The following is an 18485-nucleotide window of genomic DNA, read 5'->3' on the forward strand; positions in this document are numbered from 1 at the left end:
GGGGGTGGGGGGGTTAGAGGCGGCAGGCGTGGATGTTGGTGACGAGGATGGCGCGGGCGCCCAGTTCGTACAGCTCGTCCATGATCCGGTGCACGTCGTCGCGGAGCACCATTGCCTGCACCGCCACCCAGCCCTCGCGGTGCAGCGGCGACACGGTGGGCGACTCGATGCCCGGGGTGAGCCCGCTGGCCCGGTCCAGCAGACCGGCCGGCACGTCGTAGGCGAGCATCACGTAGCGGCGGGCCACCAGCACACCGTGCAGACGGCGCAGCAACTGCTCGGCCTGCGGTTGCGCGGGTGCGCCGGCACGCCGGACCAGCACCGCCGACGAGCGCAGCAGCGGCTCGCCGAAGACCACCAGGCCCGCCTGGCGCAGGGTCGCGCCGGTCTCCACCACGTCCGCGATCACGTCGGCGACGCCGAGGCGTACGGCGTTCTCCACCGCGCCGTCGAGGCGGATCACGTCGGCCTTGACGCCCACCTCGCCGAGGTGCCGTTCGACCAGCCCCGGGTACGCGGTGGCGATGCGGTGGCCGCCCAGCTCCTGCACCGAGGCGATGTCGTCGGGGCGGGCGGCGAAGCGGAAGGTGGCCCGGCCGAAGGCGAGGTCGACGACCTCCTCGGCCGGCGCGGCCGAGTCGATCAGCAGGTCCCGGCCGGTGATCCCGAGGTCGAGGTCACCGGAGCCGACGTAGGTGGCGATGTCCTTCGGACGCAGGTAGAAGAATTCGACGTCGTTGGCCTCGTCCCGGCAGACGAGGTCCTTGGGGTCGGTGCGCTGGCGGTAGCCCGCCTCGCGCAGCATCTGGGCGGCCGGTTCGGCCAGGGTGCCCTTGTTGGGAATGGCGACACGCAGCATGACGGAGTGCTCCTTCGATCCGGTTGGCGATCAACAGGGGTGGGGGCACTCACAGATGTCGGTAGACGTCCTTGAGCTCGAGACCGCTGGCAAGCATCAGCACCTGGACCTGGTAGAGCAGCTGGGAGATCTCCTCGGCGGTGCGCTCCGGCCCCTCGTGCTCGGCGGCCATCCACGACTCGGCCGCCTCCTCGACGACCTTCTTGCCGATGAAGTGCACGCCCTTGTCCAGCGCGGCGACGGTGCCCGAGCCCGGGGTGCCGGCGGCGGCCTTGGCCTGCAGCTCGGCGAACAACTCCTCGAACGTCTTCACAGGGAACGATTCTTCCAGCCACCCCGGCGGCACCCCACGTCCGGGTCTGCCGAAATCCAGTAAGCGGACAATTCCCTACCAACATGGTGGGACAATTGTCGATCGATGCCCATGGAGCTCTACGCTGTCCGCCATGGCCAGCCGCTCACGTCTCCTCACGCTCACCTTCGCCGGTGCCGTCGTCGTAGCCACCGCCGGATGCGCGCCACAGGACGAAAACCCGACCCCCACTGTCACCGCAGCACCGTCCTGCGCCAAGGACAGCCTGCCCACGCGTACGCCGGGCAAGTTGACCATCGCCACCGACCAGCCCGCGTACGAGCCGTGGTTCGCCAAGGACAAGCCGGACAGCGGTGAGGGCTTCGAATCCGCTGTCGCGTACGCGGTGGCCGAGAAGCTCGGCTACACCCGCGCCGACGTCACCTGGACCCGGGTCAAGTTCGACACCGCCATCGCGCCGGGGCCGAAGGACTTCGACTTCGACATCAACCAGTTCTCCATCACCGACGAACGCAAGCAGGCTGTCGACTTCTCCGCGCCGTACTACCTGGTGCGGCAGACCGTCATCGCGTTGAAGTCCTCGAAGATCGCCGGCCGGAAGTCGCTGGCCGAGCTGCGGGACGCCCGGCTCGGCGCGCAGGTGGGCACCACCAGCTACCAGGCGATCACCGACGTGATCAAGCCGGCCGCCAAGCCGCAGGTCTACAACAGCAACGACGATGCCAAGAAGGCCCTTCAGAACGGGCAGCTGGACGGTCTCGTGGTCGATCTTCCGACCGCCTTCTACATCACCGGTGCGGAGATCACCGACGCCGTGATCGTCGGGCAGGTGCCGCAGGTCGGTACGCCCGAGGCGTTCGGGTTGCTGCTGGACAAGAACTCCCCACTGACCTCCTGCGTGAGCGGGGCGGTCGGTCAGCTCACCACCGCGGGGACGTTGAAGGAGCTGGAACAGAAGTGGCTCGCCCAGGTGGCGGGGGCGGCCGAGCTGCGGTGACGCTTCTGGATCGGGTGCCCTCGGAGGCGCAGCTGCGGCGGTCGGCGTACCGGCGTCGGCAGACCGTCCTCAGCGTGCTCGTCGCGGCGTCCTCGACGGCGGCGCTCGGCACGCTGCTGGTGCTCGCGGTGACCGGAGCGCCGGGCTGGGACCGGGTCCGGCGGTCGTTCCTGGATCCGGAGATCGCCCGCGACGCGCTGCCGACGGTGCTGAGCGGGCTCTGGCTCAACGTACGGCTGCTGGTCTGCTGTGCGGTCGGCGCGCTGCTGCTCGGGCTGGTGCTCGCCGTGCTGCGGACGCTGCGCGGGCCGGTCTTCTTCCCGGTCCGCGCGCTGGCCGCCGGCTACACCTACACCTTCCGCGGCCTACCGCTGATCATCGTGCTGTACCTGCTCACCCTCGGTGTGCCGGGGCTGCGGTTGCAGGGCATGCCGCCGGTGCTGGTGCTGGGTGGGATCGCGTTGGTCCTCACCTACGGCGGCTACCTCGCCGAGGTGTTCCGGGCCGGCATCGAGTCGGTGCACTCCAGCCAACTCGCCGCGGCCCGCTCGTTGGGCCTGACCCACCGGCAGACGATGCGGCACGTGGTCCTGCCGCAGGCCGTCCGCCGGGTGGCGCCACCCCTGCTCAACGACGTGGTGGCGTTGCAGAAGGACGTCGGGCTGGTCTCGCTGGCCGGGCCGATCGACGCGGTCCGCGCCGCGCAGATCGCCACCGCCCAGACCTTCAACTACACGCCGTACATCGTGGCGGGGGTGCTCTTCGTGCTGCTCGCGATCCCCCTGATCGCCGTCACCGACTGGGTGACGCTGCGCGCGGCCCGCCGACAGTCGGGAGGCTGATCCATGGCGTTGCTGCGCTGCCGGGGCCTGCGCAAGGAGTTCGGCGGGCACGCCGTGCTCGACCAACTCGACCTGACCGTCGCCGAGCATCAGGTGGTGGCCCTGATCGGCGCGTCCGGGTCCGGCAAGTCGACCCTGCTGCGCTGCGTCAACCTGCTCGACGAGCTCGACGACGGCACCATCGAGTTGGACGGGGAGGACATCTCCGATCCCCGGGTGGACCCGGACCGGGTCCGGCGGCGGATCGGCATGGTGTTCCAGGCGTACAACCTCTTTCCGCACCTGAGCGTGTTGGACAACATCACCCTCGCGCCGCGTCGCGTACACGGGCGGGGCCGGGCGGAGGCCGAGGCGCAGGCCCGGGAGCTGCTCGACCGGGTGGGGCTCGCCGCCAGGGCGGACGCCTACCCGGACCGGCTCTCCGGCGGGCAGCAACAGCGGGTGGCGATCGTCCGGGCGCTGGCCAACTCACCTCGACTGATGCTGCTCGACGAGGTCACCTCCGCGCTCGACCCGGAGCTGGTCGGCGAGGTGCTGGCGATGATCCGCGACCTGAAGGCCGACGGCATGACCATGGTGCTGGCCACCCACGAGATGGGCTTCGCCCGGGACGTCGCCGACGAGGTGTGCTTCCTCGACGCCGGCCGGGTGGTCGAGAGCGGCCCGCCCGAGCAGGTGCTCGGCGAGCCGACGCAGCCTCGTACCCGACAGTTCCTGCGCCGGATCATCGAGGCCGGCCGCCTCTGAAGGCGGGCCTTCAGAGGCGGCAGAGGTGTCAGCCGCCGAAGCCGACCCGTTGGGCGTTGCCCGCAGCCACCGTCCGTACGGCCAGCGCCGCGTCGAGCGCCGCCACCGTGGCGGCCCAGCCCTTGTCCTCCGCCGAGCCGGGCAGACCGGCGCGGTCACGGGCCTGCTCGATGGTCTCCACTGTCAACACGCCGTGCGCCACCGGCTTGCCCTCGTCCAGCGCCACCCGGGTCAGCCCGTCGGTGACCGAACGGCAGACGTAGTCGAAGTGGGCGGTGGCCCCACGGACCACCACGCCGAGGGCGACCACCACGTCGCAGCGGCGGGCGAGGGCCTGCGCGACCACCGGCAGCTCGACCGAGCCGGCGACCCGGGCGACAACGGAACGCGCGCCGCACGCCTCGGCGGCGGCCACCGCACGCTCCAGCATGTGATCGGTCAGCTCGCCGTGCCAGCGGGCGGCAACGACCCCGACGGTCAGCCCCGCGGCGTCGACCGCCTCGACTCCCGGCTCACCGAAACCCGCCATCGTCATGCTCCGATCTCGTCGTTGGCGACCGGACGCCCCAGCGGCGCCTCGGAGACCTCGTCCAACTCGTCCAGCAGGTGACCCATCCGGTCCCGCTTGGTGCGCAGGTAGCGCATGTTCTCCGGGTGCGCGCCGGCCGGCAGCCCCTCGCGGCCGGTGATGGTCAACCCGTACCCCTCCAGGCCGGCCCGCTTGGCCGGATTGTTGGTCAGCAGCCGCATCGACCGCACGCCCAGGTCGTAGAGGATCTGCGCGCCGGTGCCGTAGTCGCGGGCGTCGGCCGGCAGGCCCAGGTCGAGGTTGGCGTCGACGGTGTCGCGGCCCTGGTCCTGCAACTGGTACGCCTGCAGCTTGTGCAGCAGGCCGATGCCGCGCCCCTCGTGCCCACGGACGTAGAGCACCACGCCCCGGCCCTCCTGCCCGACCCGAGCCAGTGCGGCGTCCAGCTGCGGTCCACAGTCGCAGCGCAGCGAGCCGAACACGTCCCCGGTCAGGCACTCGGAGTGCACCCGGACCAGCACGTCCTGGCCGTCACCGATGTCACCCAGCACCATCGCGACATGTTCGGCCGGGTCGTGCTCGGCGCGGTAGCCGAGCGCCCGGAACACCCCGTGCTTCGTCGGCATCCGGGCGTCGGCGACCAGCTCGACCTGCTTCTCGGTACGCCGGCGGTAGGCGATCAGGTCGGCGATGGTGACGAGCGTGAGGCCGTGCTCGGCGGAGAACTTCTCCAGGTCGGGCAGGCGCATCATGGTGCCGTCGTCGTTGACCAGCTCGCAGAGCACGCCGGCCGGACGCAGCCCGGCCAGCCGGGTCAGGTCGATCCCCGCCTCGGTGTGCCCCGGCCGGCGCAGCACCCCGCCCTCGCGAGCGCGCAGCGGCACCACGTGGCCGGGGCGGGCCAGATCGGTCGGCTCGGTCGCCGCGGCGGCGAGCAGCCGGCTGGTGTGCGCGCGGTCGGCCGCCGAGATGCCGGTGCTGACGCCCTCGCGGGCGTCCACCGTCACCGTGTACGCGGTGCCGCGCCGGTCCTGGTTGGTGTGGTGCATCGGCGGCAGGTCGAGCCGGTCGGCTTCGCTCTCGGTGAGCGCCACGCAGACGTAGCCGGAGGTGTAGCGAACCATGAACGCCATCAGCTCCGGCGTGGCCAACTCGGCCGCGAAGATCAGGTCGCCCTCGTTCTCCCGGTCCGCGTCATCGACCACGACGACCGGCCGGCCAGCCGCGATGTCCGCGATCGCCTGCTCGATATCCCCAAAGCTGGTCATGCGACGGCCTCCCGGTAGATGGGCTTACGAACGGTGGCCGTGGCGCGGGAGGTGCGCCACCAGGCGGCGAAGCCCCAGACGCAGAGGGCGCCGTAGATCAGGTACATGACGGCCGAGGGGTAGAACCCGCCGCGCAGCAGCAACGGCACCCCGACCGCGTCCACAGCGATCCAGAGCAGCCAGAACTCCACCCAGCCGCGGGCCATGCCGTACGTGGCCAGCAGGCTGCCGGTGAGGATCCAGGCGTCGGGCAGCGGGCCCCACGAACCGAGGGCCTTGAGCAGCGGGTACGCCGCGGCGGTGCCGACCACGGCGGCCAGCAGCAGCATCAGCCGCTCCCGCCCGGTGGCCCAGCGCGGGACGACAGCGGCCTGCCCGGAATCGCCGCGACGGTTGCGCTGCCAACGCCACCAGCCGTAGACGCTGACCGCGAAGAAGAACACCTGCCGGCCGGCCTGCCCGTACAGGTCGTGCTCCTGCGGGGTGGCGAACACCCCGCCGAGGAAGACGGTGAGCAGGAGCGCGTTACCGACCATGCCGACCGGCCACGCCCAGACCAGCCGGCGCAACCCGAGCAACGCCGAGACCAGCCCGAACGCGTTGCCGACGATCTCCCTGGCCAGCACCGGCGACCCGGCGACGTGCACCTGGGCGTCCAGCAGCCAGCTGAGCGGACCCATCAGGCCACCCCGCCCTGGTCCGAGGCCAGCCCGCGGGCGTCGGCGTGGGTGAGCCGGTCGCCGAGCAGCCGCTCGACGTACTTGGCCAACACGTCGACCTCCAGGTTGACCGGGTCGCCGACGCCTCTCGCGCCGAGCGTGGTCAGCTTGAGCGTGGTCGGGATCAGCCCGACGGCGAACTCGTCCGCGCCGACCGCGGCGACTGTCAACGAGACACCGTCGATGGTGATCGAGCCCTTCTCCACCACGTACCGGGACAGGGCGGCGGGCAGCCGGAACCGGACCGTCTCCCACTGCTCGGCCGGCTCCCGGGAGATCAGTTCACCGACGCCGTCGACGTGGCCCTGCACCAGGTGCCCACCGAGCCGGCTACCGAGCGCGGCGGCCCGCTCCAGGTTGACCGGGTCGCCGGGGCGCAGCGCGCCCAGCGCGGAGCGGCGCAGCGTCTCCCCCATCACGTCGGCGGTGAAGACACCATCGGCCACGTCCACGACGGTCAGGCAGACACCGTTGACGGCGATCGAGTCGCCGTGGCGGGCGTCGGACGTGACCAGCGGGCCGCGTACGCCCAGCAGCGCCGAATCGCCTGCCGTCGGCGCCACCCGGACGATCTCGCCCAATTCCTCAATAATGCCGGTGAACATCTCAGCCCTCCCTTTTCCGGGGCAAAGCAGTGATCCGGAGATCCGGACCGATCTGCGTAACGTCGACGAACTCCAGATCGATGGCCTCAGCGATGGTGGTCACTCCCGCGTCGACCAGAGCCGTCGGGCCGGCGCCGAGCAACCGCGGCGCGACGTACCCGACGATCTTGTCGACCAGGCCGGCCTCCAGGAACGCGCCAGCCAGCCGGGGGCCGCCCTCCAGGAGCACCGCGCGGACCCCGCGCTGGTGCAGCGCCGCGAGCAGCGCCGACAGGTCGACCCGGCCGTCCGGGTCGGCGCCGACCTCGTCGGCGGTCGCGATCCAGGTGCGTGCGGCGCCGTCGCGGACCTTGGCGTCAGCCGGGGTACGCCCCGAGCTGTCCACCACCACCCGCAGCGGCTGCCGGATGGCCAGGCTGCCGTCGCGCAGGTTGCGGGCGGTCAACCGGGGGTCGTCGGCGAGCACGGTGCCCACCCCGGCGATGACCGCGTCGACGGTGCCGCGCAGCGCGTGCACGTCGATCCGGGCCGCCTCCGAGGTGATCCACATGCTGGTGCCGTCCGCCGCGGCGGAGCGACCGTCGAGCGTGGCGGCGTACTTCCAGATCACGTACGGCCAGCCTCGGCGCATCGAGGTCAACCACGCGACGTTGCCGGCCTCGGCCTCCTCGCCGCGTACCCCCAGATCGACCCGGACCCCGGCGGCGCGCAACGTGGCGGCACCCCCGGAAGCGACCGGGTTCGGGTCGGGTACGGCGATGACCACCCGGCCCACCCCGGCCTGGACGAGCGCGGAACTGCAGGGGCCGGTGCGGCCGGTGTGGTCGCAGGGTTCCAGAGTGACGATCGCGGTGCCGCCCTTGGCCCGCCGCCCGGCCTGCGCCAGGGCGACGATCTCGGCGTGCGGCCCCCCGGCGTACGCGTGGAATCCCTCGCCCACGACCTCGCCGTTCTCGTCGAGGAGCACGCACCCGACCACGGGGTTGGGGCTGGTGGTGCCGAGCCCGCGCGCCGCCAACTCGATCGCACGCCGCATCGCCTCATCAACGGAGACGCTGGCCATCGCGCTGCCCCTGCCCTCTCACTCGCCGTCCGCGCGCTGGCGGTCAGGGAGGCGGTGGCCATGGGGCCACGGGCAGGCGGTGGCGGATTCCGGGAACGGCACAGCCGCCCCGGGGGATCGGCACGGCACGCTGAAGCCAGCGGCCGGCTCGGACCCGTCCGTCCCGCGCGCTGTCTCCCATCCGGACTTTCTGGGCGCGGACGAACCGCCCCCAACCGTCGGCCCCGGATTTTCACCAGGTCCACCGGACGGCAGAGCCGTCCGGGTCGCGGGCTGACCACGGTCAAACCGTGGATCACCGCCGGTTCGGAATTTCACCGAGTCCCGCCAGCGCGTGGTGGGTACACGGGAAGTCTTACACGCCGATCCGCCTCCGTCGCCACCTAGGCGAGCTACTTCACAGCGTTATCACGCTCAGGTGACGCCTCGACGCCGGTCCACCGCCACGTACGAGCCCGGTTGACTCTTGGCCACCGTCTTCATCTCCGAGGCCACCGCGATCGCTTCGAGCGGGTCGGTGAACCGCTTGCCGGCGTCGGAGAGGGACACCCCGATGGAGAGCGTGACCAGGGCCGCCCGCCGGATGTTGCCGCGTCGATCCTTCAACTCGACGAAGCCACGCTCCCGGTCGGTCTGGTCGTAGAGCGTGTCGGCGGCGTTCTCGAAGTCGACGACCGCCCGGGACGTCAGTGGGCGCACCTGGTCCGGGGCGCAGACGATGACGAAGTCGTCGCCGCCGACGTGACCGAGGAAGGCCGGTGGCAGCCCGACGCCCACCACCGCCCGGTGCAGGCTGCGGGCCAGCGCGGAGATGAAGTCGTCGCCGCGCACGAAGCCGTACCTGTCGTTCACGCTCTTGAACCGGTCGATGTCGACGTAGCCGACGGCGTAGTCCACGCCGTTGCGGACCCGATCGCTGATCTCCCGACGGATCCGGCTGTTGCCGGGCAGCCCGGTCAGCGGGGAAACCTCCCGGAACTCCTTGTTCCGGCGCAGCGTGGATGAGACCCGGGCCACCAGCTCGGCGGTGTCGAACGGCTTGACCAGGTAGTCGTCGGCGCCGGCGCTGAGCCCGTGCACCTTGTCGACGGTCATCCCCTTGGCGGTCAGCATGATCACCGGAAGGGCGGACGTCATCGGGTCGGCGCGCAACCGGCGGGTCAGCTCCAACCCGTCGATCCGGGGCATCATGAGGTCGACCACCGCCAGGTCCGGCCGTTGGCGCTCGATGACCTCCAGGGCCTCCTGGCCGTCGCTGGCGTGGATCACCTCGAAGCCGTGCAGCCGCAGGTTGAACTCGACGAACCGGGCGATGTCCTCGTCGTCGTCCACGACGAGAATGATGTCCTTGCGGTCGGCCTCGGGCTCCACCTCAGGCCCCGGGCGCCGCGCGTTCCGCCAGTGCCCGCAGGTGCCGTACCGCCTCCGCCGGATCGGCGGCCCCGTACACGGCGGTGCCGGCCACGAACGCGTCGGCGCCGGCCGCCGCCGCCTGCTCGATGGTGTCGGCGGCGATCCCGCCGTCCACCTCGATGCGCAGCTCCAGGTGCCCGGCCGACGCGTGCCGCCGGGCCGTCCGCACCTTCTCCAGGAGCTGCGGAATGAACCGCTGCCCACCGAAGCCCGCCTTGATCGTCATGATCAGCAGGGTGTCGAAGCTGGGCAGCAGGTCCAGGTAGGGCTCGATCGGGGTGTCCCGGTCGATGGCCAGGCCCGCCTTCGCGCCTGCCGAGCGCAGGTCCTTGGCGAGCGCCACCGGGTCGTCGGACGCCTCCGCGTGGAAGGTGACGTTGTACGCCCCGGCGTCGGCGTACCCGGGGGCCCACCGGCGCGGGTCCTCGATCATCAGATGCACGTCGAAGGGCATCGCCGTGACAGCCCGCAGGCTCTGCACCACGGGCAGCCCAATGGTCAGGTTCGGCACGAAATGGTTGTCCATCACGTCGACGTGCAACCAGTCCGCGGCGTCCTCGACGGCACGGACCTCTTCGGCGAGGCGGGAGAAATCGGCGGCCAGGATGCTCGGCGCGACGATCGGCGGCGGTACGGTCACGGGGCCAGTGTACGAACGTGGCCATCCGCCACCCGCATCGCGGCACCTTTGGGGACGCCCTGTGACCCAGCAGTGACCATTGGTGCAGAATTGGACGCTCCGGGCCCCCGAATCCGGACGAACAGATATCAGCCACTGGCCGATCGACGGAAACGCGACGACACTCCAACCGGGACGGTGCCGTAAGCTGCACGCCCGCCGGGGTCTCGCCGCGGGGCGCGGCGACCGGCCGCCAGCTCCCGGGAGGGCGGACGATGCGACGGTGGCTTCCAGCGCTGGCGCTGGCCAGCGTCACGACGATGCTGCTGGCCGGCTGCGCGCCGGCGCGAGGCGCGGACGGTGATCTCACCGACGACTGGCCGACGCTGCGGGTTCCCAAACCGTTCACCCCCGCCACCGACACCTGCCTGCCACGGATCGCCACTGTCGTGCAGGCCAGCACGTACGAGACGGTGGACTGCGCGCGCAACCACCTGGCCGAGGCCATCCACGTCGGCACCTTCGTCGGACCCGACGCGCTGACCGAGGCCCGACCGGAACCCGGATCGCAGGCGCTGCGCACGGCTCGCGCCGAATGCGACCAGCGGGCCCGGGAGGTGCTCGGCGGCGACTGGCACACGGCCCGACTCGCGCTGTCCCTCGCCTTGCCGTCCGCGCCCGCCTGGGCCGGCGGCGCCCGCTGGTACCGCTGCGACCTCAGCGAGACCGGCAGCATCGACAACACCCGCCCGGTCAACCGCACCGGCAGCCTGCGCGGCGCGTTGATCGGCGACACGCCCCTGACGCACCGCTGCTTCGACCCCAAACTGATCGGCGACAACCTCAACTACATGGCGCCGGTGCTCTGCACCGAGCCGCACCGCGCCGAGTTCGTGGGCGTCTACGACGAGCGGGACATCAGCTGGGCGGAGTTCGCCAAGTCCGCCGAGCAGGCGCACCGGCGCTGCATGGCGCTGATCGCCGAGTACGCGGCGGTACCCAACAACAGCGAGCTGCCGTACCGGGCCGGGTCCATCTACTACCCGCCGTCGCAGCGGGAGTGGGAGGAGGGCGACCGTGGGGTGCGCTGTTTCCTGTGGAGCGACGACCGCAAACTCACCCGCTCGATGCGCGACGTCGGCCCGGAGGGACTGCCCGCGATCTGAGCATCGGTGCCGTATGCTGCTGCGCCGTGGCGCAATCGACCGGCTGGGTCCGGTCGGAGGCCAGCAGCGGCGGGAGGTCGGGATGCGACGGTGGTTGGCGGTGTTCGCCGGGGGTGGGGCGCTGGCCCTGGCACTGGCCGGGTGCGGCGCACCCGCCGGAGTCGACAGTGACCTCACCGACGACTGGCCGGCGCCTGTCGCGGCGCAGCAGTTCGTCCCCTCCGCCGACATCTGCCACCAGAGCTCCCAGCAGGTCGGCTTCCTGACCGGCTACAACCCGACGGCGTGCACCGAGGCGCACCGGGTGGAGACCATGCACGTGGGCACCCTCACCGGTCCGGGCGCCGAGGCCGGCACGCCCCCGCAGCCCGGCTCGGCCGGCATGCGGGCCGCGCAGACCGGGTGCGACACGGCGGTCAACAAGGCGGTGGGGGCCGACTGGCGTTCCGGGCGGCTCGGCCTGACCGTCGTCCTGCCGTCGCCGCAGGCCTGGTCGGGCGGGGCCCGCTGGTACCGCTGCGACGTCACCGAGATCGCCAGCATCGACGACACCGCTGTCGACCTGCGCACCGGCAGCCTCCGGGGCGCGCTGTCCGGGCCGGCCCCGCTGGCGTACCGCTGCTTCAACCCGAAGCTGGTCAAGGACGACATCGACGAGATGGTGCCGGTTTCCTGCACGGCCAAGCACCACGCCGAGTTCGTCGGGGTCTGGCAGGCGCCGGACACCAGCTACGCCGAGTTCACCCGCGGCACCAAGCGGACCCACCGGGCCTGCCAGACGATGATCGCCAAGTACGCCAAGGTCCCGGACAACTCCCAGCTCGACTTCCGCGCCGGCACGATCTACTACCAGCCGTACGAGGAAGAATGGCGCAACGGGAACCGGGGCGTGCAGTGCTTCCTCTGGATCTCCGACCGGAACCTGACCCGCTCGATGAAGAACGCCGGCACCAAGGGCCTCCCGGTCACCTAGGCCTCCCGGTCACCTAGGCCTGCGGAAGCCCGGTCGCGCAGAGCATGAGCGCATGCGTCCGGCCGGTCGGCTGACCGGCCGGACGCGTGGAACGGATCAGCCTCGGCGCAGGACGGCGAGGAACATCGCGTCGGTGCCGTGGCGGTGTGGCCAGAGCTGCACTGTCGGCCCGTCACCGAGACCGGGCATGCCGGCCGGCAGCAGCGGGCGGGCGTCCACGAAGTCCACCGGAACCCCGCTACGGCGGGCCGCCTCGGTCACCGTCACGTGCGTCTCGACGGTGTGCGGCGAACAGGTCACATAGGCGACCAGGCCACCCGGGCGGACCGCCCGCAGCGCCGCGCCGAGCAGTTCCCGTTGCAGCCGGGTCAGCGGCGGCAGATCGGACGGCTGGCGACGCCAGCGTGACTCCGGCCGACGACGCAACGACCCCAGTCCGGTACACGGCGCGTCGACCAACACCCGGTCGAAGTGCTGCTCCGGCAGTTTCGGGTCGCCACCGACCTCACGGCCGTCCATGGTCAGCACAGCCACCGGCAGGTCCCGGGTCGCCAGGGAGACCAGCCGAGCGCGGTGCTCGGCCACCTCCACAGCCGTCACCCGGGCACCCCGCTGCGCGGCCAGCGCGCCGAGCAACCCGGCCTTGCCACCCGGGCCGGCGCACAGGTCCAGCCAACGTCCGTCCGGGCCGTCCAGCGGCGCGTCGGCGAGCGCGGCGGCCACCAACTGGGAGCCCTCGTCCTGGACGTGGGCCCGGCCGTCGACCACCGCCGGGATGTCGCCCGGCGAGCCGCCGGGAAGATAGACGGCGTACGGCGAGAAAGCACCGGGCGCGCCGCCGACCTGGTCGGCCAGCTCGACCGGGTCGATCAGGCCGGGCCGGGCGGCCAGGTGCACCGGCGGGCGCTCATTGTCCTCGATCAGGAGGCGCTCCGTCTCACCCAGATCGCCACCGAGCGCCTCGGAGAAGGCCCGCACGATCCACTGCGGGTGGCTGTACGCCAACGCGAGGTGCCCGACCGGGTCGGTCTCCCTCGGCGGTGCGAGCTTCGCCACCCAGGCGTCCGCGTCACGGGTGGACACCTCGCGCAGCACCGCGTTGGCGAAACCGGTAGCGCCCGGTGCGACCGAACGGACCAGGTCCACAGTCGACGAGACCGCGGCGTGCGGCGGCACCCGGGTGTGCAGGAGCTGGTACGCCCCGAGCCGCAGCGCGTCGCGTACCGGCGGGTCGATCCGGGCCACGTCCCGGCCGGCCGCGTCGGTCAGGATCGCGTCCAACGTGCCCAGGTGGCGCAGGGTGCCGTAGGTCAGCTCGGTGGCGAAGGCCGCGTCCCGACCGAACAGCCCCTCCTCCCGCAGGATGATGGGCAGCACCAGGTTGGCGAACGCGTCGTCCCGGTGCACCGCCGCCACCGCCTCGTACGCGGCGCGGCGCGGCCGGTCCATCGGTGGCCGGACCGGGCGGCGGTCCCCGCCACGGCTGGTCGACGGGCCGGAGCGCGTCGGTCGGGTTCCCTCCGGTGCCGTCACGCGAAGTCCTCTCCAGTGCCGACCCGGACGCCGCGCGCCCAGTCGGTCGCGTTCATCGCCCGCTTGCCCGCGGCCCGGACCTCGCCGAGACGTACCGGCACTGTGGCCGTGCCGGCCAGCACCCGGGACTTCTCCACCAGCAACTCCCCCGGCTTGAGCTCGGGGCCGTCGGGCACCGGGACGACCGGGCCGAGCTTCACCCGCTCGTCGCGGAACGTCGTCCAGCCGCCCGGCGCGGGCGTGCAGGCCCGGATCCGCCGGTCCACGGCGAAGGCCGGGTCGCTCCAGCGCACCCGCGCGTCGTCCACTGTCAGCTTCGGCGCCAGCGACACCCCGTCGGCCGGCTGCGGCTCGGCCCGGGCGGTGCCCTCGTCGATCGCGTCGAGCACCGCCACCAGCAGCCCGGCGCCGGAGTCGGCGAGCCTTCCCAGCAGGTCCCCGGAGGTGTCGGTGGCGCGGATCTCGTCGGTCAGCGTGCCGTAGACCGGGCCGGTGTCCAGGCCCTCCTCCAGCTGGAAGACGCTGGCCCCGGTCAGCTCGTCACCGTGCAGCACGGCGTGCTGCACGGGCGCGGCGCCACGCCAGGCGGGCAGCAGGGAGAAGTGCAGGTTGATCCAGCCGTGCCGGGGGATCTCCAGGGCCGCCGGCGGCACCAGCGCGCCGTAGGCGACCACCGGCACGCAGGCCGGCTCCAGCTCGCGAAGCCGGTCGAGGAACTCCGGGTCGCGGGGACGGGCCGGGGTGAGCACCTCGACGCCGTGCTCGTCGGCCCACTCGCCGACCGGTGAGCGGGACAGGCCCCGTCCACGCCCGGCGGGCGCGTCGGGCCGGGTGACAACGGCCACCAGCTCGTGTCGGGAGGCGGCGACGGCGGCCAGGGCGGGAACGGCGACGGCCGGCGTACCGGCGAAGATCACGCGCATTCGGGTCAGCGCCCCAGACCGAACGGGTCGCTGATGTGCGGGCTGAGCTTGACCGTGGGCGGGGCCGCCGCGTCGTACCACTCGGCCTGGCGAATCGCCTTCATGGCTTCCTTGCGCCCCTCCGGGTCCAGTCGGTCCAGGAAGAGCACCCCGTCGAGGTGGTCGGTCTCGTGCTGCACGCAGCGCGCCATCAGGCCGGTGCCGACGATCTGCATGGGGTCGCCAAACGAGCTGAAGCCCTTGGCGATGACGTTCTGCCGACGCTTGGTGTCGAAGTAGAGCCCGGGGATGGACAGGCAGCCCTCCGGGCCGTCCTGCTCCTCCTCGTCGGGGAACTCCAGCACCGGGTTGATCAGGTGCCCGAGGACGTCGTCGACGTCGAAGGTGAACACCCGCAGGCTCACACCGAGCTGCGGCGCGGCCAGGCCGGCGCCGTTCTGCTCACGCATCGTGTCGGTGAGGTCGGCGACGAGCCGACGTAGCTCGGCGTCGAAATCGACCACCGGATCGGCCGGCGTGCGCAGCACCGGATCCCCAAACAGACGGATGGGCTGGACGGTCACGCGGGACGGCTCCTTCTTCGAATGGACGAGCGGTGCCGTACCAGTCTACGGAGTGCCCGGCCGGACGCCGGGCGGCGCACCTCGCTCAACCACCGCCGGTGTGCCCAGCGTCACCGGCGGACTGCCCGGACTGCCCGGCCAACAACTCCCGTACCCGCTCGGCGTCCGGGTGGCCAAGATCGTTGAGGATGACCAGGGCCCGCCGCCAGGTACGCGCGGCGCCGGCCGCGTCCCCCACCGCCTGCCGGCTCTCGCCGAGCCGGGACAGGGTGTCCGCCTCGTCGTAGCGGTCGCTGACCCGCCGATACAGCCCGAGGGCCCGCTGGAAACAGCGGATCGCCGCCGGGTGGTCAGCCAGTCGGGCGTGGATGAAGCCGAGGCTGTCCCAGGTGTTCGCCTCGCCGTGCCGGTCCCCTGTCGTCCGCAGCAGCGCCAACGCCTCCCGGCAGTGCCCGAGCGCCGGCTCGTACCGGCCGAGCTGGGCGTACGCCCACCCGACCGCGTTGCGGGCGCTGGCCTCCCCGGCGACGTGCCCGGCGGCCCGGTACAGCGCCAGGGCCCGCTCGCTCTGCTCCAGGGACTCGGCGTGCCGGCCGAGCCCGTCGAGCATCGCGCCGAACGCGCGGTGGGTGCGCGCCTGCCCGGTGTGGTCGGTCAGCTCCGCGAAGATCGCCAGGGCCTGCCGGTAGTTCCTCGCCGCCTCATTCACCCGACCCAGCCGGGACAGCACCCTGGCGAGGTCGCGGTGGGCGTTCGCCTGCCCGGGTCGGTCGCCGGCCCGCTGCGCCCCGGCCAGGGCGTTGCGCTGGGCCACGGCCAGGTCCGGCCACCGCCCCCGGCGTTGCAGGAAGTCCACCAGTGTCCAGGCCAGCTGCCACGCGTGACCGTCGAACCCGGCCCGCCTCGCGTGGGCGACGGCCGCGAGCAGCACCGGATACTCGACGCTGAACCAGGCGAGCGCCTGACCGAGGTCGGTGATCTCCTCGGGCAGCACACCCGGCGCGGGGGCGGTGAGGGTGACCGGGTCCCGACCCGGTTGCAGCAGCAGTGCCGCCGCGTGGGCGGTGTGCAGGTAGTGGTCCAGCCCGCGCCGGATCGCGGCCCGCCGGGCCTGCCCCGGTTCGAGACGTTCGACCTGCTCGGCCGCGTACGCCCGGAGCAGGTCGTGCGCGCCGAACCGACCGGGGGCGTGCTCGGTGACGAGGTGCGCGTGGGCCAGCTCGGCCAGCAGTCGGGGCACCTGGGCCCGGGGCAGCCCGGCCAGACTGGCCGCCGCGGCGAACCCGATGTCCGGTCCGGGATGGCAGCCGAAGAGCCGGAACAGGCGGGCCGCCGCCGGGGTCAGGCTCCGGTACGACCAGGAGAAGACGGCCTGCACGTCGGTGCCGGCGTCCCCTCCGTCGAACGAGTCGAGTGGTCGCGGCGCCGCCCGCAGTTCGGCGGCGAGGGTGGCCAGCGGGAACGTCGGCTTCTCCGCACCTCTCGCGACGAGCACGGCCAGCGCCAGCGGCAGCCGCGCACACCGCTCGATGATCTCGTCCACCGCCTGTGGCTCGGCCGCCAACCGGTCAGTGCCGAGCCTCCGGGCCAACAGTTGCCAGGCCTCGGCGGTGCTGAGCAGGTCGACGCCGATCGGCCGGGCGCCCTCGGCCGCGATCAGCCCGGCGAGCCGGTTGCGGCTTGTCACCAGGACCAGGCAGTTCGGGCTGCCGACCAGCAGGGGTCGGATCTGGTCGGCGTCGCGGGCGTTGTCCAGCAGCACCAGCATCCGGCGGCCGGCGAGCAGGCTGCGGTAGAGGCCCACCTGCGCGGGCAGGTGGGTGGGGATGCGTTCGGGCGGTACTTCGAGGGCCTCCAGGAAACCTCGGACCGCCTCGACGGCCGTCACCACCGATCCGGTGGCGTCGAACCCGCGCAGGTCGACGTAGAGCTGGCCGTCCGGGAAGCGGTCGGCGACCCGGTGCGCGAAGTTGACAGCGAGGGTCGTCTTGCCGACCCCGGCCGTACCGGACAACGTCATGACGGTGACCGACGCCATGCCCTCGTTCCCGGGTGCCACGGCGCGAGCGCATTCGGCCTCGAGCTGGGCGAGTTGGGTCGCCCGCCCGACGAACCCGGGCAGCGCCGGGGGCAACTGGCGGGGTATCGGGAACCGGGGGGACGTGGTGCCGGCGCGCGGGCCGCCGACCCCGGCCCGCGCGACCGCCCGCCCGCTGGTCGCGTGCTCCCGGTTCGGGCGTCGGCGTCGCTCTTCGACCCGGTCCCGCGCGGTGGCCAGCACCCCCTGTTCGGCGGGGCTGGCCCCGAGCAGTCGGATGAGGACGTCGAACCGCTCCGGTGGCGGCAGGATGTTGCCGGCGAAATACTCGCCGAGGATCCCGCGTGACCAGCCGGTCTTCGCGGCCAACTGTCGGTACGTCAGCAGGGTCTCGCCCTGTTGCCGGGCTTCGCGGCGGCGCAGCTGGCGCAGCAACCCGGCCAGCTCGGGCAGTGTCTGCGTCTCGGTGCAGACGCGGACCAGCTCGGCTGACCCGTGTGACGTCTGATGAGTGCCGGACGGTATCCACTGCTCAGACATGCGACCCCCACCCCGGTCATCCGGCCCCCCGGATGCGCACGGGCAGGGTAATTCCGGCCCTACGCCGATCGATAGACGGCTGCCAATGTATGACAGTTCCACTACGGACAGTCGCCCCGTCCAACAGTGTCCAGCGGTGTCCAGTCCCGTCCAGGATCCGCCCCATGGCGTCGACGCCCCTGCCACCGTCCTGGTGCGGGCACGGCCCGCTCCACGACCCCTGGGGGAAGAGGTACCCGATGATCCGTCCACACCCGACCACCCGGCGCCCCGTGGCGACGCTGCGTCGCGTCGCCGTCACCGCGATCAGTCTCACGCTGCTCGCCGCCGGCCTGACCGCCACACCGGCCACCGCCGCACCCGGGGGCAAGGCCCCCGCCACCGGATCGTTCATCGACAGCACGCCGGTGCCCGGCGGCTTCGCCTCCTGGTCCGAGCTGCTCCGGGTGCAGCAGCGCATGAACAACGCCGCCGCCCAGATCACGAACGCGGCGCAGCGCAGCGTCAACTCCGGCTTCGCCGGCATCGTCGCCGACCCCACCACCCGCCACCTCCAGGTCTACTGGAAGGGGGAGCCGCCGGCCAACCTGGTGGCCAACGCCCGGGCCACCGTCGCCACCCAGGTGCTGCCCGCCGCGTACTCGCAGCGGGAACTCATGGCCGCGGCCGACCGGCTGCGGGCCGCCCGGCCACTGGCATCCGCGCCGTCCGCCGAGGCGTTCCTCGCCGACCCGCTGTTCTACCTGCTGATCGCCCACTCGATAGTGGGTCAGCT

18 protein-coding genes, 1 pseudogene and 1 riboswitch are annotated in these 18485 nt (G+C 72.4%); of the genes and pseudogenes, 6 read left to right on the forward strand and 13 right to left on the reverse strand.

The genetic code is table 11. From position 1 onward, the window contains the following. Positions 1-13 precede the first annotated feature (13 nt). Positions 14-859: an ATP phosphoribosyltransferase gene (gene hisG, locus AB0B48_RS23025; protein WP_030488425.1), complete on the reverse strand. Its 846-nt coding sequence runs from the start codon at positions 857-859 to the stop codon at positions 14-16. Between the two features lie 49 nt (positions 860-908). Then, positions 909-1172 carry a phosphoribosyl-ATP diphosphatase gene (locus AB0B48_RS23030; RefSeq protein ID WP_030335709.1) on the reverse strand — a complete coding sequence of 88 codons (264 nt, stop codon included), beginning with the start codon at positions 1170-1172 and terminating at the stop codon, positions 909-911. Between the two features lie 133 nt (positions 1173-1305). On the opposite strand from AB0B48_RS23030, the gene AB0B48_RS23035 reads away from it, so the two are divergent. The 3 genes from AB0B48_RS23035 to AB0B48_RS23045 are packed head-to-tail and all read left to right on the forward strand — an operon-like array spanning position 1306 to position 3758. Further along, a complete protein-coding gene (locus AB0B48_RS23035) occupies positions 1306-2169 on the forward strand; it encodes an ABC transporter substrate-binding protein (protein WP_357204687.1) in 864 nt (287 codons plus the stop codon). A gap of 5 nt (positions 2170-2174) precedes the next feature. Then, a complete protein-coding gene (locus AB0B48_RS23040) occupies positions 2175-3011 on the forward strand; it encodes an amino acid ABC transporter permease (protein WP_357204708.1) in 837 nt (278 codons plus the stop codon). Positions 3012-3014: 3 nt separating this feature from the next. Next, entirely contained in the window at positions 3015-3758 is a 744-nt protein-coding gene (locus tag AB0B48_RS23045) for an amino acid ABC transporter ATP-binding protein (RefSeq protein WP_357204689.1), read from the forward strand. Positions 3759-3786: 28 nt separating this feature from the next. On the opposite strand, the gene ribH is transcribed toward AB0B48_RS23045, so the two are convergent. From ribH to rpe, 7 genes are all read right to left on the reverse strand, one after another. Further along, positions 3787-4287 carry a 6,7-dimethyl-8-ribityllumazine synthase gene (ribH, locus tag AB0B48_RS23050; RefSeq protein ID WP_030335701.1) on the reverse strand — a complete coding sequence of 167 codons (501 nt, stop codon included), beginning with the start codon at positions 4285-4287 and terminating at the stop codon, positions 3787-3789. A gap of 2 nt (positions 4288-4289) precedes the next feature. Then, the gene (locus AB0B48_RS23055; protein WP_357204691.1) at positions 4290-5555 is read right to left on the reverse strand and encodes a bifunctional 3,4-dihydroxy-2-butanone-4-phosphate synthase/GTP cyclohydrolase II; all 1266 of its coding nucleotides are present in this window, start codon (positions 5553-5555) and stop codon (positions 4290-4292) included. Then, positions 5552-6235, reverse strand: a complete 684-nt coding sequence (gene pnuC / locus AB0B48_RS23060) for a nicotinamide riboside transporter PnuC (RefSeq protein WP_357204693.1) — start codon at positions 6233-6235, stop codon at positions 5552-5554. Before pnuC ends, AB0B48_RS23055 begins: the two co-directional genes overlap by 4 nt. Beyond that, on the reverse strand, positions 6235-6879 hold the full coding sequence (locus AB0B48_RS23065) for a riboflavin synthase (RefSeq protein ID WP_357204695.1): 645 nt from the start codon (positions 6877-6879) through the stop codon (positions 6235-6237). The genes pnuC and AB0B48_RS23065 overlap by 1 nt, the downstream gene beginning before the upstream one ends. Before the next feature lies 1 nt (position 6880). Continuing rightward, entirely contained in the window at positions 6881-7942 is a 1062-nt protein-coding gene (gene ribD, locus AB0B48_RS23070; protein WP_357204697.1) for a bifunctional diaminohydroxyphosphoribosylaminopyrimidine deaminase/5-amino-6-(5-phosphoribosylamino)uracil reductase RibD, read from the reverse strand. A gap of 165 nt (positions 7943-8107) precedes the next feature. After that, positions 8108-8278: riboswitch (FMN riboswitch) on the reverse strand. A gap of 78 nt (positions 8279-8356) precedes the next feature. Beyond that, positions 8357-9313 carry a response regulator gene (locus AB0B48_RS23075; protein WP_238686775.1) on the reverse strand — a complete coding sequence of 319 codons (957 nt, stop codon included), beginning with the start codon at positions 9311-9313 and terminating at the stop codon, positions 8357-8359. A gap of 1 nt (position 9314) precedes the next feature. After that, a complete protein-coding gene (gene rpe, locus AB0B48_RS23080; RefSeq protein ID WP_357204699.1) occupies positions 9315-9995 on the reverse strand; it encodes a ribulose-phosphate 3-epimerase in 681 nt (226 codons plus the stop codon). A gap of 254 nt (positions 9996-10249) precedes the next feature. Here rpe and AB0B48_RS23085 point away from each other — a divergent pair, with 254 nt between their 5' ends. Together AB0B48_RS23085 and AB0B48_RS23090 are read left to right on the forward strand one after the other, a co-directional pair. Next, positions 10250-11140: a septum formation family protein gene (locus AB0B48_RS23085; RefSeq protein ID WP_357204700.1), complete on the forward strand. Its 891-nt coding sequence runs from the start codon at positions 10250-10252 to the stop codon at positions 11138-11140. 82 nt (positions 11141-11222) lie between these two features. Beyond that, on the forward strand, positions 11223-12113 hold the full coding sequence (locus AB0B48_RS23090; protein ID WP_357204702.1) for a septum formation family protein: 891 nt from the start codon (positions 11223-11225) through the stop codon (positions 12111-12113). Between the two features lie 96 nt (positions 12114-12209). On the opposite strand, the gene AB0B48_RS23095 is transcribed toward AB0B48_RS23090, so the two are convergent. The 4 genes from AB0B48_RS23095 to AB0B48_RS23110 all read right to left on the reverse strand — a co-directional run bounded on the left by AB0B48_RS23095 (position 12210) and on the right by AB0B48_RS23110 (position 17710). Next, on the reverse strand, positions 12210-13562 hold the full coding sequence (locus AB0B48_RS23095; protein ID WP_357204710.1) for a transcription antitermination factor NusB: 1353 nt from the start codon (positions 13560-13562) through the stop codon (positions 12210-12212). A gap of 80 nt (positions 13563-13642) precedes the next feature. After that, positions 13643-14569, reverse strand: coding sequence for a methionyl-tRNA formyltransferase (gene fmt / locus AB0B48_RS23100; protein WP_357204704.1), 927 nt, complete (start codon positions 14567-14569; stop codon positions 13643-13645). Positions 14570-14574: 5 nt separating this feature from the next. Next, positions 14575-15132, reverse strand: coding sequence for a peptide deformylase (def, locus tag AB0B48_RS23105; protein WP_357189739.1), 558 nt, complete (start codon positions 15130-15132; stop codon positions 14575-14577). Positions 15133-15217: 85 nt separating this feature from the next. Then, positions 15218-17710 (reverse strand): tetratricopeptide repeat protein, encoded by a 2493-nt coding sequence (locus tag AB0B48_RS23110; protein WP_357204706.1) that lies wholly within the window; start codon positions 17708-17710, stop codon positions 15218-15220. A gap of 239 nt (positions 17711-17949) precedes the next feature. Between AB0B48_RS23110 and AB0B48_RS23115 the strand changes: the two are divergent. Further along, a pseudogene (locus AB0B48_RS23115) lies at positions 17950-18485 on the forward strand (hypothetical protein); the annotation flags it as partial.

Source organism: Micromonospora sp. NPDC049089 (assembly GCF_040648775.1).
Taxonomy (GTDB): Bacteria; Actinomycetota; Actinomycetes; order Mycobacteriales; family Micromonosporaceae; genus Micromonospora.

Coding starts and splice junctions, on each gene's coding strand:
- AB0B48_RS23095 (WP_357204710.1), bottom strand. CDS start 13,562: ATGGACCGGCCGCGCCGCGCCGCGTACGAGGCGGTGGCGGCGGTGCAC.
- hisG (WP_030488425.1), bottom strand. CDS start 859: ATGCTGCGTGTCGCCATTCCCAACAAGGGCACCCTGGCCGAACCGGCC.
- ribH (WP_030335701.1), bottom strand. CDS start 4,287: ATGGCGGGTTTCGGTGAGCCGGGAGTCGAGGCGGTCGACGCCGCGGGG.
- AB0B48_RS23045 (WP_357204689.1), top strand. CDS start 3,015: ATGGCGTTGCTGCGCTGCCGGGGCCTGCGCAAGGAGTTCGGCGGGCAC.
- AB0B48_RS23090 (WP_357204702.1), top strand. CDS start 11,223: ATGCGACGGTGGTTGGCGGTGTTCGCCGGGGGTGGGGCGCTGGCCCTG.
- pnuC (WP_357204693.1), bottom strand. CDS start 6,235: ATGGGTCCGCTCAGCTGGCTGCTGGACGCCCAGGTGCACGTCGCCGGG.
- fmt (WP_357204704.1), bottom strand. CDS start 14,569: ATGCGCGTGATCTTCGCCGGTACGCCGGCCGTCGCCGTTCCCGCCCTG.
- ribD (WP_357204697.1), bottom strand. CDS start 7,942: ATGGCCAGCGTCTCCGTTGATGAGGCGATGCGGCGTGCGATCGAGTTG.
- AB0B48_RS23085 (WP_357204700.1), top strand. CDS start 10,250: ATGCGACGGTGGCTTCCAGCGCTGGCGCTGGCCAGCGTCACGACGATG.
- AB0B48_RS23035 (WP_357204687.1), top strand. CDS start 1,306: ATGGCCAGCCGCTCACGTCTCCTCACGCTCACCTTCGCCGGTGCCGTC.
- AB0B48_RS23055 (WP_357204691.1), bottom strand. CDS start 5,555: ATGACCAGCTTTGGGGATATCGAGCAGGCGATCGCGGACATCGCGGCT.
- AB0B48_RS23110 (WP_357204706.1), bottom strand. CDS start 17,710: ATGTCTGAGCAGTGGATACCGTCCGGCACTCATCAGACGTCACACGGG.
- AB0B48_RS23065 (WP_357204695.1), bottom strand. CDS start 6,879: ATGTTCACCGGCATTATTGAGGAATTGGGCGAGATCGTCCGGGTGGCG.